The sequence below is a fragment of the Pseudomonas sp. P8_241 genome (genome assembly GCF_034008315.1).
Taxonomy (GTDB): Bacteria; Pseudomonadota; Gammaproteobacteria; order Pseudomonadales; family Pseudomonadaceae; genus Aquipseudomonas.
Map to the genome: position 1 here is coordinate 4279219 of NZ_CP125377.1, position 15821 is coordinate 4295039.

At 58.9% G+C, this 15821-nt stretch carries 20 protein-coding genes; 12 read left to right on the top strand and 8 right to left on the bottom strand.

What is annotated here, in order from left to right:
• The first annotated feature begins 30 nt into the window (after positions 1-30).
• The 6 genes from QMK58_RS19220 to QMK58_RS19245 are packed head-to-tail and all read left to right on the top strand — an operon-like array spanning position 31 to position 6094.
• On the top strand, positions 31-2949 hold the full coding sequence (locus QMK58_RS19220; RefSeq protein WP_320395266.1) for a monovalent cation/H+ antiporter subunit A: 2919 nt from the start codon (positions 31-33) through the stop codon (positions 2947-2949).
• Positions 2949-3293, top strand: coding sequence for a Na+/H+ antiporter subunit C (locus tag QMK58_RS19225; RefSeq protein WP_007986256.1), 345 nt, complete (start codon positions 2949-2951; stop codon positions 3291-3293). The genes QMK58_RS19220 and QMK58_RS19225 overlap by 1 nt, the downstream gene beginning before the upstream one ends.
• Positions 3290-4975, top strand: coding sequence for a monovalent cation/H+ antiporter subunit D (locus tag QMK58_RS19230; protein WP_053164288.1), 1686 nt, complete (start codon positions 3290-3292; stop codon positions 4973-4975). The genes QMK58_RS19225 and QMK58_RS19230 overlap by 4 nt, the downstream gene beginning before the upstream one ends.
• Positions 4972-5460 (top strand): Na+/H+ antiporter subunit E, encoded by a 489-nt coding sequence (locus tag QMK58_RS19235; protein ID WP_053164290.1) that lies wholly within the window; start codon positions 4972-4974, stop codon positions 5458-5460. The genes QMK58_RS19230 and QMK58_RS19235 overlap by 4 nt, the downstream gene beginning before the upstream one ends.
• Positions 5457-5735 carry a K+/H+ antiporter subunit F gene (locus QMK58_RS19240; RefSeq protein WP_053164292.1) on the top strand — a complete coding sequence of 93 codons (279 nt, stop codon included), beginning with the start codon at positions 5457-5459 and terminating at the stop codon, positions 5733-5735. Before QMK58_RS19235 ends, QMK58_RS19240 begins: the two co-directional genes overlap by 4 nt.
• Complete coding sequence (locus QMK58_RS19245) at positions 5732-6094, top strand: Na+/H+ antiporter subunit G (protein ID WP_053164294.1); 363 nt, start codon at positions 5732-5734, stop codon at positions 6092-6094. Before QMK58_RS19240 ends, QMK58_RS19245 begins: the two co-directional genes overlap by 4 nt.
• Positions 6095-6106: 12 nt before the next feature.
• On the opposite strand, the gene QMK58_RS19250 is transcribed toward QMK58_RS19245, so the two are convergent.
• From QMK58_RS19250 to QMK58_RS19265, 4 genes are all read right to left on the bottom strand, one after another.
• Positions 6107-6544 (bottom strand): DUF3995 domain-containing protein, encoded by a 438-nt coding sequence (locus QMK58_RS19250; protein ID WP_053164296.1) that lies wholly within the window; start codon positions 6542-6544, stop codon positions 6107-6109.
• A gap of 181 nt (positions 6545-6725) precedes the next feature.
• Entirely contained in the window at positions 6726-7742 is a 1017-nt protein-coding gene (locus QMK58_RS19255; protein WP_320395267.1) for an ABC transporter substrate-binding protein, read from the bottom strand.
• Positions 7743-7860: 118 nt separating this feature from the next.
• On the bottom strand, positions 7861-8064 hold the full coding sequence (locus tag QMK58_RS19260) for a hypothetical protein (protein WP_053164300.1): 204 nt from the start codon (positions 8062-8064) through the stop codon (positions 7861-7863).
• Positions 8064-8534, bottom strand: a complete 471-nt coding sequence (locus QMK58_RS19265) for a hypothetical protein (RefSeq protein WP_053164302.1) — start codon at positions 8532-8534, stop codon at positions 8064-8066. Before QMK58_RS19265 ends, QMK58_RS19260 begins: the two co-directional genes overlap by 1 nt.
• A gap of 411 nt (positions 8535-8945) precedes the next feature.
• Between QMK58_RS19265 and QMK58_RS19270 the strand changes: the two genes are divergently transcribed.
• From QMK58_RS19270 to QMK58_RS19280, 3 genes are all read left to right on the top strand, one after another.
• Positions 8946-9191, top strand: coding sequence for a hypothetical protein (locus QMK58_RS19270; protein ID WP_082344581.1), 246 nt, complete (start codon positions 8946-8948; stop codon positions 9189-9191).
• Positions 9192-9353: 162 nt separating this feature from the next.
• Positions 9354-9584 (top strand): hypothetical protein, encoded by a 231-nt coding sequence (locus QMK58_RS19275; RefSeq protein ID WP_053164304.1) that lies wholly within the window; start codon positions 9354-9356, stop codon positions 9582-9584.
• Positions 9585-9717: 133 nt separating this feature from the next.
• Complete coding sequence (locus QMK58_RS19280) at positions 9718-9951, top strand: DUF2789 domain-containing protein (protein ID WP_053164306.1); 234 nt, start codon at positions 9718-9720, stop codon at positions 9949-9951.
• A gap of 14 nt (positions 9952-9965) precedes the next feature.
• Here the strand turns inward: QMK58_RS19280 and QMK58_RS19285 are convergent, their stop codons facing one another.
• Positions 9966-10169: a hypothetical protein gene (locus QMK58_RS19285; protein ID WP_053164308.1), complete on the bottom strand. Its 204-nt coding sequence runs from the start codon at positions 10167-10169 to the stop codon at positions 9966-9968.
• A 255-nt stretch (positions 10170-10424) separates the two neighbouring features.
• Positions 10425-10829, bottom strand: coding sequence for a TraR/DksA family transcriptional regulator (locus tag QMK58_RS19290; RefSeq protein ID WP_007907888.1), 405 nt, complete (start codon positions 10827-10829; stop codon positions 10425-10427).
• Positions 10830-11179: 350 nt separating this feature from the next.
• Between QMK58_RS19290 and QMK58_RS19295 the strand changes: the two genes are divergently transcribed.
• Entirely contained in the window at positions 11180-11791 is a 612-nt protein-coding gene (locus tag QMK58_RS19295; protein WP_320395268.1) for a glutathione S-transferase, read from the top strand.
• A 219-nt stretch (positions 11792-12010) separates the two neighbouring features.
• Here QMK58_RS19295 and QMK58_RS19300 read toward each other — a convergent pair whose 3' ends face one another.
• Positions 12011-12943 (bottom strand): hypothetical protein, encoded by a 933-nt coding sequence (locus QMK58_RS19300; RefSeq protein WP_053164312.1) that lies wholly within the window; start codon positions 12941-12943, stop codon positions 12011-12013.
• A gap of 277 nt (positions 12944-13220) precedes the next feature.
• Here QMK58_RS19300 and QMK58_RS19305 point away from each other — a divergent pair, with 277 nt between their 5' ends.
• Both QMK58_RS19305 and QMK58_RS19310 read left to right on the top strand, forming a co-directional pair.
• On the top strand, positions 13221-13904 hold the full coding sequence (locus QMK58_RS19305; protein ID WP_053164314.1) for a response regulator transcription factor: 684 nt from the start codon (positions 13221-13223) through the stop codon (positions 13902-13904).
• Positions 13882-15276 carry a HAMP domain-containing sensor histidine kinase gene (locus QMK58_RS19310; RefSeq protein ID WP_320395269.1) on the top strand — a complete coding sequence of 465 codons (1395 nt, stop codon included), beginning with the start codon at positions 13882-13884 and terminating at the stop codon, positions 15274-15276. Before QMK58_RS19305 ends, QMK58_RS19310 begins: the two co-directional genes overlap by 23 nt.
• Positions 15277-15402: 126 nt before the next feature.
• Here QMK58_RS19310 and QMK58_RS19315 read toward each other — a convergent pair whose 3' ends face one another.
• Positions 15403-15813: an SRPBCC family protein gene (locus QMK58_RS19315; protein WP_053164318.1), complete on the bottom strand. Its 411-nt coding sequence runs from the start codon at positions 15811-15813 to the stop codon at positions 15403-15405.
• Between the last annotated feature and the right edge of the window lie 8 nt (positions 15814-15821).

The window sequence follows — 15821 nt, forward strand, 5'->3', positions numbered from 1 at the left end:
GCTTCACAAACTTCCGCAGATTAGAAGCCTATGTCCCTGATAGTTCTACTACTTCTGCCTTTCATAGGTAGCTGTTTGGCGGCCGTGTTGCCGCACAACGCCCGTAACGCCGAATCGCTGCTGGCAGGCCTGGTCGCCTTGATCGGCACCGTTCAGGTCGCGCTCCTGTACCCTCAGATCGCCGATGGCGGCGTGATCCGTGAAGAGTTCTTGTGGTTGCCCAGCCTGGGCCTGAACTTCATCCTGCGCATGGACGGCTTCGCCTGGCTGTTCTCGATGCTGGTTCTGGGCATCGGCACACTGGTGTCGCTATACGCCCGCTACTACATGTCACCGGACGATCCGGTGCCGCGCTTCTTCGCGTTTTTTCTCGCTTTCATGGGGGCCATGCTCGGCCTGGTGATCTCGGGCAACCTGATCCAGATCGTGTTTTTCTGGGAGCTGACCAGTCTTTTCTCGTTCCTGTTGATCGGCTACTGGCACCACCGCGCCGATGCGCGTCGCGGTGCCTACATGGCGCTGATGGTCACCGGCGCGGGCGGTTTATGCTTGCTGGCGGGGGTCATGATCCTCGGCCATGTGGTCGGCAGCTATGACCTGGACAAGGTCCTGGCCGCCGGCGATCTGATTCGAGCCCATGCCCTCTACCCCATTCTGCTACCCCTGATCCTGATCGGCGCCCTGAGCAAAAGTGCGCAATTCCCCTTTCACTTCTGGCTGCCCCACGCCATGGCCGCGCCTACACCCGTCTCGGCATACCTGCACTCGGCGACCATGGTCAAGGCCGGGGTGTTTCTGCTGGCACGGCTGTGGCCATCGCTCTCGGGCAGTGAAGAATGGTTCTACATCGTCAGCGGCGCCGGCGCCTGTACGCTATTGCTCGGTGCTTACTGCGCAATGTTCCAGAACGACCTGAAGGGGCTTCTGGCGTACTCGACCATCAGCCACCTGGGCCTGATCACTCTGCTGCTCGGCCTGAACAGCCCATTGGCCGCCGTCGCGGCAGTGTTCCACATCCTCAACCACGCCACCTTCAAGGCCTCGCTGTTCATGGCGGCCGGCATCATCGACCATGAAAGCGGTACCCGCGATATCCGCAGACTCAGTGGCCTGTACAAGCTGATGCCGTTTACCGCCACACTGGCGATGGTCGCCAGCGCCTCGATGGCCGGTGTGCCCTTGCTCAACGGCTTCCTGTCGAAAGAAATGTTTTTTGCCGAAACCGTGTTCATCAACGCCACCCGCTGGGTCGAATTGAGCCTGCCAATCGTGGCAACCATCGCCGGCACTTTCAGCGTGGCTTACTCCCTGCGCTTCACCGTAGATGTGTTTTTTGGCCCGACCGCGACCGATCTGCCGCACACACCCCACGAGCCACCACGCTGGATGCGTGCACCGGTTGAGCTGCTGGTGCTGGCGTGCCTGATCGTCGGGATTTTCCCTGCCCAGGTGGTCGGTCCGATACTCGCTGCCGCTGCGCAACCGGTGGTCGGCGGCACGTTGCCCGAGTACAGCCTGGCGATCTGGCACGGTTTGAACGCACCGATGATCATGAGCCTGATCGCGCTGGGCTGCGGCACCCTGCTTTATCTACTGCTGCGCAATCAGCTTAAACGCGGACGATTCAAGCGGCCGCCCCTGATAGGCCGTCTGGACGGCAAGCGTCTGTTCGAACGCAATCTTGTGGTCATGATGCGCCTGGCTCGTCGCCTGGAACGGCACCTGGGCACCCATCGCTTGCAGGCGCAGTTGTTTCTGGTGGTCCTCGTCGCGGTGCTGGCCGGGCTGACCCCGATGCTGCACAGCAGCCTGAGCTGGGGCGACCGGCCGAAAATCCCGGGCTCGATCGTCTTCGTCACGCTCTGGTTACTGGCCATCGTCTGTGCCCTGGGCGCAGCGTATCAAGCCAAATATCACCGGCTTGCAGCCCTGACCATGGTCAGCGTCTGCGGCCTGATGACGTGTGTCACCTTCGTGTGGTTCTCGGCACCGGACCTGGCGCTGACGCAATTGGCGGTCGAAGTGGTGACCACGGTGCTTATCCTGCTGGGGCTGCGCTGGTTGCCGCGACGGATCGAGGAAGTCTCGCCGTTGCCAGGCAGCCTGCGCCGCGCCCGTGTGCGGCGTATCCGCGACTTGCTGCTGTCGACCGCCGTCGGTGTCGGCATGGCGCTACTGTCCTATGCGATGCTGACACGCCAGACACCCAACGATATTTCCTCGTTCTACCTGAGCCGTGCCCTCCCAGAGGGTGGCGGCAGCAACGTGGTCAACGTGATGCTGGTGGATTTCCGCGGCTTCGACACCCTGGGTGAAATCACCGTGCTGGTCGCCGTGGCCCTGACGGTGTATGCCCTGCTACGCCGCTTCCGCCCACCCAAAGAAAGCTTGCAACTGCCGGCCCAGCAACGCCTGCTGGCTCCGGACGTGGTCACTGACCTGGTCAACCCGCGCCACGCCAGCGACACCGCCCTCGGCTTCATGATGGTACCGGCGGTGCTGGTACGCCTGTTGCTGCCGGTTGCACTGGTGGTGTCGTTCTACCTGTTCATGCGCGGGCACAATCAGCCGGGCGGGGGGTTTGTCGCCGGGCTGGTGATGTCGGTGGCGTTCATCCTGCAATACATGGTCGCCGGCACGCAGTGGGTCGAAGCACAAATGAGCCTGCGCCCGCTGCGCTGGATGGGCACGGGACTGTTGATTGCCACGGTCACGGGCCTGGGCGCGATGGTCGTTGGCTATCCGTTCCTGACCACTCATACCTGGCATTTCGACCTGCCGTTGCTGGGTGATATTCACCTCGCCAGCGCGTTGTTCTTCGACATCGGCGTGTACGGCGTCGTGGTCGGCTCGACTCTGTTGATCCTCACGGCCCTTGCCCACCAATCGGTCCGCGGGCACAAAACCGCCGCCCAACCCAAATCCGTTGTCGCCAAGGGAGCCGTCTGATGGAAGAAGTCATCGCAATCGCCATCGGCGTACTGGCCGCGTCCGGCGTCTGGCTGATCCTGCGACCACGGACGTTCCAGGTGGTCATGGGCCTGTGCCTGCTGTCGTATGGCGTCAATCTGTTCATCTTCAGCATGGGCAGTCTGTTTATCGGCAAAGAGCCGATCATCAAGGACGGCGTACCCCAGGACTTGTTGCACTACACCGACCCGTTGCCACAAGCGCTGGTGCTGACCGCCATCGTCATCAGCTTCGCGATGACCGCATTGTTCCTGGTGGTGCTGCTGGCGTCCCGGGGTCTGACCGGCACAGACCATGTGGACGGCCGGGAGCCTAAGGAATGATGGCGATGAACCACCTGATCGTCGCACCGATCCTGCTGCCGCTGCTGACGGCTGCAATCATGCTGATGCTCGGCGAAAAGCACCGCCCGCTGAAGGCCAAAATCAATCTGGTCTCCAGCCTGCTCGGGCTGGGCATTGCGGTGGCGCTGCTGCAATGGACGCAAACCACCGGCGTGCCGGGCTCCATTGGTGTCTACCTGCCGAGCAACTGGCAAGTGCCCTTTGGTCTGGTGCTGGTGGTTGATCGCCTGTCGGCATTGATGCTGGTGCTGACCGGCATCATCGGCGTCAGCGCCCTGCTGTTCGCCATGGCGCGTTGGGACAGTGCCGGTTCGAGTTTCCACGCGCTGTTCCAGATCCAGCTGATGGGATTGTATGGGGCCTTCCTCACGGCCGACCTGTTCAACCTGTTCGTGTTTTTCGAAGTGCTGCTGGCCGCATCCTACGGCCTGATGCTGCACGGCTCGGGGCGGGCGCGGGTGTCGTCAGGGCTGCATTACATCACGATCAACCTGTTGGCCTCGTCGTTGTTTCTGATTGGTGCTGCGCTGATCTACGGCGTCACCGGAACACTGAACATGGCCGACCTGGCGCAGAAAATTCCGCTGGTGGAGCAAGCCGATCGCGGGCTCCTGCATGCCGGCGCGGGGATTCTGGCGGTGGCATTCCTGGCCAAGGCCGGGATGTGGCCGCTGAATTTCTGGCTGGTACCGGCCTACTCCTCGGCGAGCGCGCCGGTCGCAGCGATGTTTGCGATCATGACCAAGGTTGGCGTCTACACCCTGCTGCGTTTGTGGACGCTGCTATTCTCCGCACAGGCCGGGGCATCGGCGTTTTTTGGCGCAGACTGGCTGATCTATGGCGGTATGGCCACCATCGTTTGCGCGGCCGTCGCAACGCTCGCCACCCAACGCCTGGAACGCATGGCCAGCTTGAGCATTCTGGTATCGGCGGGAATTCTGCTGTCGGCCGTCGGTTTCGCGCAACCGAACCTCGTGAGCTCGGCGCTGTTTTATCTGGTCAGCTCGACATTGGCGTTAAGCGCCTTGTTCCTGCTGGCCGAGCTGATCGAACGCTCGCGTTCGGCCAATGAACTGCTGCTGGAGGACGAAACAGAACTGCTTCCGCGACCTCTGGAATCCCTGCATCCGCCTAAAGGCATCAACCTTGATGACGAACAGAAAGCCGTGGTCGGCCAGGTGATTCCCTGGACCATGGCATTTCTCGGGCTGAGCTTTATCGCGTGCGCCTTGCTGATTATCGGGATGCCGCCGCTCTCGGGATTTATCGGCAAACTCGGCCTGCTCAACGCCCTGCTCAATCCACAGGGTCTGGGCAATGGCGGCACCGAGCCGGTGTCGACCGCTGCATGGGCTTTGCTGGTGTTGTTGATTGTTTCAGGACTGGCCTCGCTCATCACCTTTTCACGCCTGGGCATCCAGCGCTTCTGGACGCCAGCGGAACGCCCCTCCCCTGTGTTGCGACGCCTCGAATGCATCCCCATCTTCGCCTTGCTGGGCTTGAGCATCCTGCTGACCTTCAAGGCCGAACCGTTGCTGCGCTACACCCAGGCAGCCGCCGACGCCCTGAACAACCCTCAGCAATACGTGACAGCCGTGCTCGACACCCGTGTTGTGCCTAACCCGCAAGGCAAGGCTGGCGTATTGGAGGTGCAACCGTGAAGCGCCTGTTTCCTGCACCGTGGCTATCGCTGGCCTTATGGTTGTTATGGTTGCTGCTGAATCTGTCGATGACACCCGGCAACTTGCTGCTGGGTGGTGTGCTGGGGTTCTGCGCACCGCTGATGATGCGCAGATTGCGACCGTTGCCTGTTCGCATTCGTCGGCCCGGAGTCATCCTGCGTCTGATCCTGATCGTCGGTCGTGACGTGCTGGCGTCCAATCTTGCTGTCGCCTGGGCCGTGCTTCACGCGGGTCGCCGCCCACCGCGCTCGCGGTTCATCAAGGTGCCGCTGGACCTGCGCGACGCCAATGGCCTCGCGGCACTGTCGATGATCACCACAGTCGTGCCCGGTACTGTCTGGTCTGAACTGGCTCTGGATCGCAGCATCCTGCTGCTGCACGTGTTCGATCTGGACGACGAGGCGCGCTTCATCGAGCATTTCAAACAGACCTACGAACGCCCGTTGATGGAGATCTTCGAATGAGCCCATTACTGTCGAACGCGATTCTGTTGAGCCTGTTCCTGCTTTCCCTGTCGATGATTCTGACCCTGGTCCGACTGTTCAGGGGGCCGTCGGCCCAGGACCGGGTCCTCGCCCTGGATTATCTGTACATCGTCGCAATGCTGATGATGCTGGCACTGGGCATTCGTTATGCCAGCGACACCTACTTCGAGGCGGCGCTGCTGATCGCCCTGTTCGGCTTCGTTGGCTCGTTTGCCCTGGCGAAATTCCTTCTGCGTGGCGAGGTCATCGAATGAATATGGAATTGTCGTTGTGGGTGGAAATTCCGGTGGCGATCCTGCTGGTCCTTTGCGGCCTATTCACGTTGATCGGTGCGATCGGGCTGTTGCGCATGAAGGACTACTTCCAGCGCATGCATCCGCCGGCGCTGGCCTCGACATTGGGTGCCTGGTGCGTGGCATTGGCTTCGATCATTTACTTTTCGGCACTCAAGTCCGGGCCGGTATTGCATGCCTGGCTGATTCCGATCCTGCTGTCAGTCACCGTGCCCGTGACCACTTTGCTGCTGGCACGTGCAGCGCTGTTTCGCAAGCGCATGGCCGGTGACGATGTGCCGGCCGAGGTGAGCAGCCGCAGGACCGAAAGCGGTGGCTGATCCCGCCTTTGCTCAGGCCCAGGCAACCGCCAGCAAACCCGAACCCAACAACACACACAGCGGTGAGTAAACCCAGGTATCGAGCTGGGCAAATTTCGAATTTTTGACTTCCTTGAAAAAACCCACCAGTTCCGAATCACCAATGGCCCTGGCGAACAACATCACGGCAATCGCACTGATCAACCATTGCAGTGCCGGATGATGTACCTGCGGCAACCACCAACCAACGCGCAAACACACAACCATCGCAATCAGCAGCAAACCCACCGCCACACCCAGCGTGATCCAGCCTCGCGGCTTGAAAGCGGGCCGCAATCGCACCTCGCCCTCGACCGGCACTTGCGGCACCACAGCGACTGCCGCCCATTCGCCACCCACCGCCCAGTACACATGCATCAGGCTGATTGTGGCAAACGTCGTCACCAGCCATTGAGCCAACACCAAGGTCATGTTCAGGCATCCTTGAAAGGGATCTGAACAAACATCCTAGTCGGCATTTGATGAAGCGCACGACCGATTGGCGGCGGCATCAGTCGGGCTGACCATTGGTAGTTCCATGTCACCGCCGACACTTGCGGGCGATGTGAACACCCGTGTCGCACCATGCAAAACGAGCCTCAGGTTCACGGTATCACTTCATCCCCGCAGCGACCTTGTCCGCTACATCCCTGGGCAGCCAGGCCTGCCAGACGTCGGGATGCTGCTTCATGAATTGCTCGGCAGCCTGACGTGGCGACGTGTGTTTTTCACTCATCTGGGCCAACGCCTTGTTCAACGGATCAATAGGGAAATCGACCTTGCTGAAGAACTCGGCAATCTGCGGATACTGCTTCTGGAATGGCGTGGATACGCCGATAGATAACTTCGATGCCAGCGAGCGGGTCGGTCGGGGATCGGGATGATCGGCGTCGGTCAAGGTCTTCCAGGCTTCGGCGTCGAAGGGTGGTTCTTCCAGCTGGATCAGTTTGAAGCGACCGAGCAACGGCGTGGGTGACCAGTAGTAGAACAGCACGGGCTTGCCACGACGGATAGACGAAGTGATCTCCGCGTCCAGCGCCGCGCCTGAACCACTGCGGAAATTCACATAACTGTCGTCCAGCTTGTAGGCCTTGAGTTTCTGCTTGTTGACCACTTCCGAGGTCCAGCCGATGGGACTGTTGAGAAAGCGCCCTTTGTTCGGCGCCTCAGGATCTTTGAACACGTCCTTGTAACGCGGCAGATCGCTGACACTTCGCAAATCCGGCGCCATGGGTTTGATGCCCTTGGCCGGGTCGCCTTTGATCACATACTCCGGTACCCACCAGCCTTCGGTGGCACCCTTGACTGTGTCGCCCAGACTCACCACTTTGCCTTCGGCTTCTGCCTTGACCCAGACCGGGCTGCGACCGGCCCACTCTTCGCCAATGACCTGAATGTCATTGTTGGCCAGCGCGGTTTCCAGGGTAATGGTGGTGCCCGGCAAGGTGTCGGTGGGCAGGCCGTAGCCTTTCTCGACGATGATGCGCAAGACATCGGTGATCAGGCTGCCGCTTTCCCAGTTCAAATCGGCGAAGTGGATCGGTGCCTGGGCGGCGAACACCTGGGCGGGCGTTGCCAGCAACGCGAAGGTGGCCGTGACAGCAACCAGCAACCGTCGAAATCCGTTCATGCTTTTGCACCTCGTGCTGTTCACAGCAATAGCAGGATGGCCTGGCAGAAGACCGCAAAGCCTCTGAATACTCAGTCAACTGACTGTAGTAGAGGTTCCTGCTTTCGAGGGGCATGGATCATTTTCCGGAAATTTCCTGCAAGCGGGTCAGCTCTCTTCTGACCATGCTGGCGTACTCCGCCGGCCGCAGCAGGTAAATCTGTGAGGCCACCCAGTTCAGCCAGGCGCCCTGCAGAACAGCCCTCTGCTCGAACAACTTCTGCGCCAGGGCTTGAGCGCTGACCAGGTTCTGTTCGTGGAAGTCGGCGCGGTTCAAAGTCATTACTCGCTGGCCTTGAATGTCACCAGTTCGCCCTTGCGCCACTTGGCTGCCTTGCCGGTTACCGCCTTCAGGGTTTTCGTCAGGCCTTCCTGCAATTGCTCGTGGGCGGCGAAAACCGTCACTACGCTGTGCCCTTCCCTGAACAAAATGGCATGACCGGCGGCAGTGGTGACGAAGGCGTAATCGCCCAGCCCATAAACAGTCAGCTTGATGTCACGGAACTTGATGTCCAGTTTTCCGCCCTCGCGGCTGGGCAAGACGGATGCACTGAAATGATCGCCGACCTTGAGTTTGAGTCCGGGTTTGTCGTCCACCACCAAGGCTGATTCGGTGTCGAGTTCGGCAATGTAAATGCCTTCAGCACTCTGCTCGGTGACGTAGACGAAACGCGACTGAAACAGCTTGACCAGCTTTGCGCGCAAATCACCCAACACAAACAAAGCATGCATATCGAGATTACTTACTGCCAAGGAAACATCCCCACGTCTGAAAAGAATGCCGCACGCAGGAAAAGCGCACGGCCAAAAATAGCGGCAATGCCGAAGGTGAAACCAGATGACCCACGTTGAAATCCCTAATGAGCAGTGCACTCATTCAGCACGAAGCGTCGCAAGAATACTGGAACGACAGGCGTATCGTCCTGCATGGCGTTCGTCATAGGCTGAAGGAAAACGCCCTTCCTGCGGCCAGAAATTATGGACTATCAACTTCAGGGAAAAAACCGATCAAGAAAAACACTTTTCCTACATATCACACGCGAAAAATTGCTTTAGATAAACGTGGCTCACCCACCAGTGAGGGTGATTCTAGAGCAGCGATGCGCTTCCAGACTACCCGTAAACGACGTACATACGTCGGTAAACTCATGAAAAGGACTTCATATGTGTACGTTGACACACTTCGCCCATCCACTTGCACCTGCCACTGGAGAACATTCGACGCTGCATTCCGTGCTGCTGTCCTTCCATCAGCCACCGTTTGAAGAACCGCACCAGCCCCGTTTTCAGGTGATATTGGCGGGCAAGGCCTTTTTCCATATCAAGGAAATTTCCACGGGCTGCGTCAGAGGTTTCCGGGCCAGCCATAACGAAGCCTGTGCCCTTGCCCGGTTTCTTGAGTCACATTAATGACTCACCCGCGCCGAATGTGCCAAGAGCTGTTTTCACCTGCCCGACGACTTAACAACCGCCGACAGGCAACTACTGCCATACTGCCCGCCCAATAAAACGCGGCCCACCAGGCCGGGCCGCGTTGAAGACAACAATATATTTACAAGGGAAGGCTGTTACGTGACGGAATTTGATATCGGCGAGTTTTTTATCCGGGGCGAAGCCAGAGTAATCGATGGCGAGTTCCAAGCGGTCATTGTCATGCGCGCCAAACCACCACTAAAGACCGTTACTTACCATCAGGTCGAAAAAGATCGCTGGTTCAAAACCTCGGACATAGCGGCCCTTGCCGCACAGGCATCGGCCATTGAATTGAAAGCTGCCGTGGATGCCGGGGCGTTGAAAGCCTGAGGTCTGGTTTGCGGTCTATGCTCATTGCTGCGTTTGAACATCGCGATCGAACTCCTCAAGCGCGGCCTCCTCAGATGCAATGAAGCCGCGCTTTCGTATCCCGACGCGACCGATCACTTGCAAGGAGATGAAGATGGAATCACCGACCCACGACTTGAAAGGCTTGTTCGACCAGCTCGGCCTGGACTCCAATGACAATGCTATCGACGATTTCATTGCCAGCCATTCCCCTCTGCCCGACGCCAAAAAACTCATTGATGCCGAGTTCTGGTCGCCGCAACAGGCGGCCTTCCTGAAAGAGCAACTGCGCGAAGACGCTGACTGGGCAAAGGCAGTCGATGATTTGAATCTGCGAATGCACCAGTAATCCCGACTACGGACTCAATGCAGGCTGTCAGGGGCACGGGCATTCAATTGCGCCATCCAGGCAGCCTTGCACTCCTCGGCTTCAGTACGGCTGGAGAATGCCGTGCCGCGACGCTCGCCGTTGAGCAACACCACCCAACACACAGTGCGTCCCAAAGCACGTAGCGTGGCGGGCACACCGCTGCCAATCATGACCGCGACATCGACTTTGCTTTGCATGTTGACCTCTCAACTTCATTAGCAACCTAACTAGTAGATATGTTAATTAGTTTTCCAAAGAGGAAAAAGCGATCACTCTGCACAGCTTTGTTGCTCAACCCGTAACAATTGTTGAGCGCCTACTCCGTCACACTCAATTTTTACAGGCGCGCAAAAGCAAGATCGCAGCCTCGGCAGCACCCCAATAGCCAGGCGCTGCCGAAAGCTGCGATCTTTTCCAAAGGCAGCCCTGTTCGAAGGGCTACCTCACCGTCATCAAGCCTGACGCTGGTGCTTGTCGATTTGCTCGTGGCGTTCTTGAGCTTCGATGCAGTACTTGGTGGTCGGGCTGATCAACAGGCGTTTGAGGCCGATCGCTTCACCGCTGTCGTCGCACCAGCCGAAGCTGTCTTCCTTGATCCGCTCCAGTGCTTGTTCCAACTGCGGCAGCATGCGCTGGTCGCGGTCGATCGCGTTCACCAGCCAGGTGCGCTCTTCTTCCACGGAAGCCGCGTCTGCCGGATCGGCCGGGGTATCCAGGCTTTCGATGGCGATGCGGTTCTGTTCGATGCGCTCATGAGTTTCGACTTTCATGTTCTGCAACAGCTCAGAGAAAAAAGCATGTTGCTCGGCATTCATGTAGTCATCCGCCGGCATGGCCAGCAACTTGTCCTTTGTCATTGATATCTCTATAAAAAAACGTGCATTAAGGCGAATAAGGGAGCGTTCCGGCAGACCGGAGCAGGTCAGCGCAAAGGCGCCGTTTGTTCAAAGCGCCACCCGGCACTCAATTTACGAGGGGCGGCAGTCTACGGCCGACTTGAGGCATCAGCAACCGAAAAGACAGTGAATTTGTCCGACAAAGACCTGAAAATGCTCTGCGACAGGCTTTTGGGCGTTTATCGGAGTGCGTTTATAGCAAGAAATTCAATCGAGCGGCTTTATATAGAGGACAAACGGCTGCATTTGCAGCGCCCAGAACGTCAGCTAAGGTTGTCCCTCCCGAAACGGCCATATAAAGGAAAGGAACCATGAAGCTGATCGGCATGCTGGATTCACCTTACGTACGACGCGTCGCCATCTCGGCCAAATGCCTCGCCATCGCACTCGAGCATGACTCGGTATCGGTTTTCCGCCACTTTGAGCGATTCCAGCAGATCAACCCCGTGGTCAAGGCGCCGACGCTGGTACTGGACGATGGTGAAGTGTTGATGGATTCAACGCTGATCATCGATTACCTCGAGACGTTGGCCAAACCCGCCAACACCTTGATGCCCAGCGAAGCGATCCCGCGCCTTCGCGCACTGCGCCTGATTGGCCTGGCCTTGGCAGCCAGCGAAAAATCCGTTCAGCTTTATTACGAGCGTAACTTGCGACCAGAGGACATTCAGTTCGAGCCCTGGGTGCAAAGGGTCGAAGGGCAACTGGCTGCAGCCTATGCGGAACTCGAGCGTGAACTGGAAAAGTATCCGTTGAAAACGGACGGTTCAATTGATCAGGATGGCATCACCCTCGCCGTGGCATGGAGCTTTACCAATCTAGTGGTGCCGGACCAGGTGGATGCGGCGCAATTTCCGCGGATCGTGGCCTTTACCGCTTATGCCGAGGGGTTGGAAGTGTTTGTCAGCACGCCGATCGACTGATGATTCCTTTCGCCTGATCTGGCGTAATCGCGAGCAAGCTCGCTCCTACAGGGGGATTGGAGTCTCCCGTAGGAGCGAGCCTGCTCGCGAAAATTGCCGCCTCACCCAAAGCTTGAAGCGGCGGTGGACTCAATGCACAAACAACGCAATCAGAATAATGATCGGGATTGGTACACCGAGAAAAAACAGCAGTAATGAGCGCATGGTGATTCTCCTGGGTTAGCGAACAGGTGGGGTGGTCACGTAAGTGTCGGTTTCCAGATACACCACGGCATCCCGACGACGACCGCCGAAAATCGCGGCGAGGCTGGCGAAGAACGCGCCGGCCAGCAGTGCAACGAACATCCACAACGTGCTCATGGCAGCCACTTTGGCGGCAGTGTCCGCCGCCTGTTGCGCGGCAAGTTTGGCGTCGGCCACAGCTTTCTGGGTGCGGGCATAGACTTCATCGACCCGACGTTCAGCATCCTCCTGGGTCAGGTTGGTCCGTTGTGCCACCAGTTGTGCCAGGTAGGTGCGGTCTTCAGCGGCCAATTGCCCGCCATTGTTTAGCGAACGTACAAAAATGCGAGTGACCGTCCCACGCGCGGCATCATCGCTGACGGCTTCCGGACGATCATCGCGAAACAGGCTGTCGATGAAGTAACCGTACTGATCGCTATCGGTTTTGCCAGCCGCCGTGCCCGCGACTTGAGTCACTGCACTGGCAGCGCCTCCTGCAACCTGCGCCCCGGCCTGCACACCGCCGCTGACGAGACTGCTCACCGACCCGGCCACCAGCGTTGCGGTGACCAGGGTCGCCACGCACCAGGCGAGAAAACCATGGGCCGTGTCGCGGAAATACACTTCATCGCCGTGCATATTCGCCCACTTCACCCGCAGACGTCCGGCGATGTAACCGCCCAACCCGGATGCAATGATTTGTGTGAACGCCAGCCAGACAATCGTTGAAATGCCCAGACTTTTGGCGCTCACGCCTTCATGAGCCCAGGGCGAAACCGCCGAGAACCCCAGACCGAAGCCGAGCAGGACCAAAATCAGCGATAGCGCCGCCGCCGCAGCGGCCCCGGCGAAGATCGCCCCCCAGGACACGCCCGAGACCGTGCTCGACTCTTCCACGGCAGGATAGAAACCATCAGAGGATCTATTCATTGTTGTATCGCTCCAGGCAGAAAAATGGTGTTACAACTCTCACTCGAGTGATTGCAGTCGCCGTGCCAGTCGCGGACTTTGAATAAATCGCTATATTTTAATCATTTATAAAGTTTGAACTTCCAGTGTTCATGCAATATGCAACGAACCGCTCAAGACAGCGGGTTTTCTGCATTGACCCCTTCGTGGTTGTCCATGAACTTTTATTTAGAAAACCTGCGGTCATTTCTTGGCAAAATGCCTCACAACGTTGTGAACACTTGAATCAGGCCCGCCTATGACCCGCATCTTGACCATCGAAGACGACGCCGTGACCGCGAGGGAAATCGTCGCCGAACTGAGCAGCCACGGCCTGGAAGTCGATTGGGTCGACAATGGCCGCGAAGGCCTGGAGCGCGCCGTCAGCGGCCACTATGACCTGATCACCCTCGATCGCATGCTGCCCGAACTGGATGGCCTGGCGATCGTGACCACTTTGCGGACCATGGGCGTGGCGACGCCGATCCTGATGATCAGCGCCCTCTCCGACGTCGATGAGCGAGTGCGCGGCTTGCGTGCCGGCGGCGACGATTACCTGACCAAACCCTTCGCCACCGATGAGATGGCCGCGCGGGTCGAAGTACTGCTACGTCGACAAAATACCGTGACCGCCCAGGCCACCACGCTGCGGGTGGCAGATCTCGAGTTGAACCTGATCAGCCACGAAGCCAGCCGTGACGGCCAGCTGCTGACGCTGCTGCCCACCGAATACAAACTGCTGGAATTTTTGATGCGCAACACCGGACAGATCCTTTCGCGCATGATGATTTTCGAAGAGGTCTGGGGCTATCACTTCGACCCCGGCACCAACCTGATCGATGTACATATCGGCCGTCTGCGCAAAAAGATCGACCCGCCCGGCAATGTCCCACTGATTCGGACCGTGCGAGGCTCCGGTTATGTCATTGCCGAACCCGTCTAAGGGCTGGCGCTCTTCCAGCAGCCGCTTGCTGGCGCTCTACAGTTCGCTGTTCGTGATCTGGAGCGGGATTCTCATGGGTGTCATGTACTACGAGGTCTCCGCGTACCTGGATAACCTGGCCAAACACTCGCTGATGCAACGCCAGCACCTGTTCTCGCGATTTTCCGGTGAACAACTGGAAGACGTTCTTGCCGTCAGCATGACCTTCGACATTCGCGGCATCGATGCCTATGGCCTGTTCGATGCCCAACACCAATACCTCCACGGCGCGCTGCGTCACATCCCCAAAGGCCTGCCGCTGGACGGCAAGATCCACATGCTCGGCGACTGCGCCGAATCCGACGACCCAACCCTGCCCGCCGACAGCTGCGACGCCGTGGCGACCCAGACCCGGGATGGCCGCTGGCTGGTTCTGATGCGGGACAACGGCTCGCTGTTCGCCGTGACCCGGATCATCCTGCACGCGTTGCTATGGGGCATGACCCTGACCATCGTGCCGGGCATCATCGGTTGGCATCTGCTGCGACGGCGTCCGTTGCGGCGCATTCGCGCCATTCAGGCCAGCGCTGAAGCCATCGTCGCCGGCGATCTGACCCGACGTCTGCCGCTGTCGGATCGTCGAGATGAACTGGACATGCTCGCTGCGATCGTCAATGTCATGCTCGAACGCATCGAGCGTCTGATGCATGAGGTCAAGGGCGTGTGCGACAACATTGCCCATGACTTGCGAACGCCTCTGACCCGCCTGCGTGCGCAGCTGTATCGCATGCAGCAACAGGCGGGGGAAGGCTCATCGCAAGCCGCGCAACTGGACCTGGTACTTGGCGAAGCCGATACCTTGATGGCGCGTTTTCGCGGGTTGTTGCGGATCTCCGAACTGGAGGATCGCCAGCGGCGTTCCGGCTTCGTTGAACTGGACCCGGTGCCGTTGCTGCGAGAACTGCACGAGTTCTACCTGCCCTTGGCAGAAGACGACAACCTGGTGTTTCAACTGCACCTGCCAGCGTCGTTGCCAGCAATGCATGGCGACCGGGCGTTGCTGTTCGAGGCCGTGGCGAATCTGTTGAGCAACTCGATCAAATTCACCCCTCCCGGGGGTGCCGTGATTTTGCGTGGGGTCAATCAGGGCGGACATACTCGAATCGAAGTCCTCGACTCCGGCCCCGGCATCCCCGAGGCCGAACGCGAAGCCGTGTTCCAGCGTTTTTATCGCGCCGAAGCAGGCAATCAACAAAGTGGCTTCGGGCTGGGGCTGTCGATCGTCGCCGCGATCGTCAGCCTGCACGGGTTTACGCTGGACGTTGGCAGCAGCGAACTGGGCGGTGCACGTCTGGTGCTCGACTGTCGGGAGAGTCTGATTCCTCAAGCCTGAACACCGCTGTCCCTCTGTAGGAGCTGGCTTGCTAGCGAAGGCGGTTTCTCATTCAACAAACTGGTTGGCTGACACGCCGCCTTCGCGGGCAAGCCCGCTCCCACAGGGTGATTGGTGTTTTGACGGTCAGACCGGGTAATTGGCCTGCAATGCCTCGAGCCCGCCCTGATAGATGCCGGTAAACAACGCCTCCACTTCCTCGTTGCTCACTCCCACCGGTTCAAACCTCCCAGACCAGGTCACCCGTGCGCCCTCGCCCAGTGCTTCGACCTTGATTGTCGCCAGATAATCGGTGGCCGGAAACGGCGCCTGCAAAATCGAATAGCTGTAGGTTTTCGCCGCGTTGTCGAACACTTGCAGGCGCTCGACCACCACCGCGCCATCGGAGGTTTGCAGATGACGTACGCGCCCGCCTTCGCTCAGTTCACTTTGGGGAATGAACGGAATCCAGTCCGGCAGCGAATTGAAACCGCCAATCAATTGCCAGACCTGATCGGCCGAAGCCGGGATGTCGATGGTTGCTGATGCCGTTGCCATGTAATGCA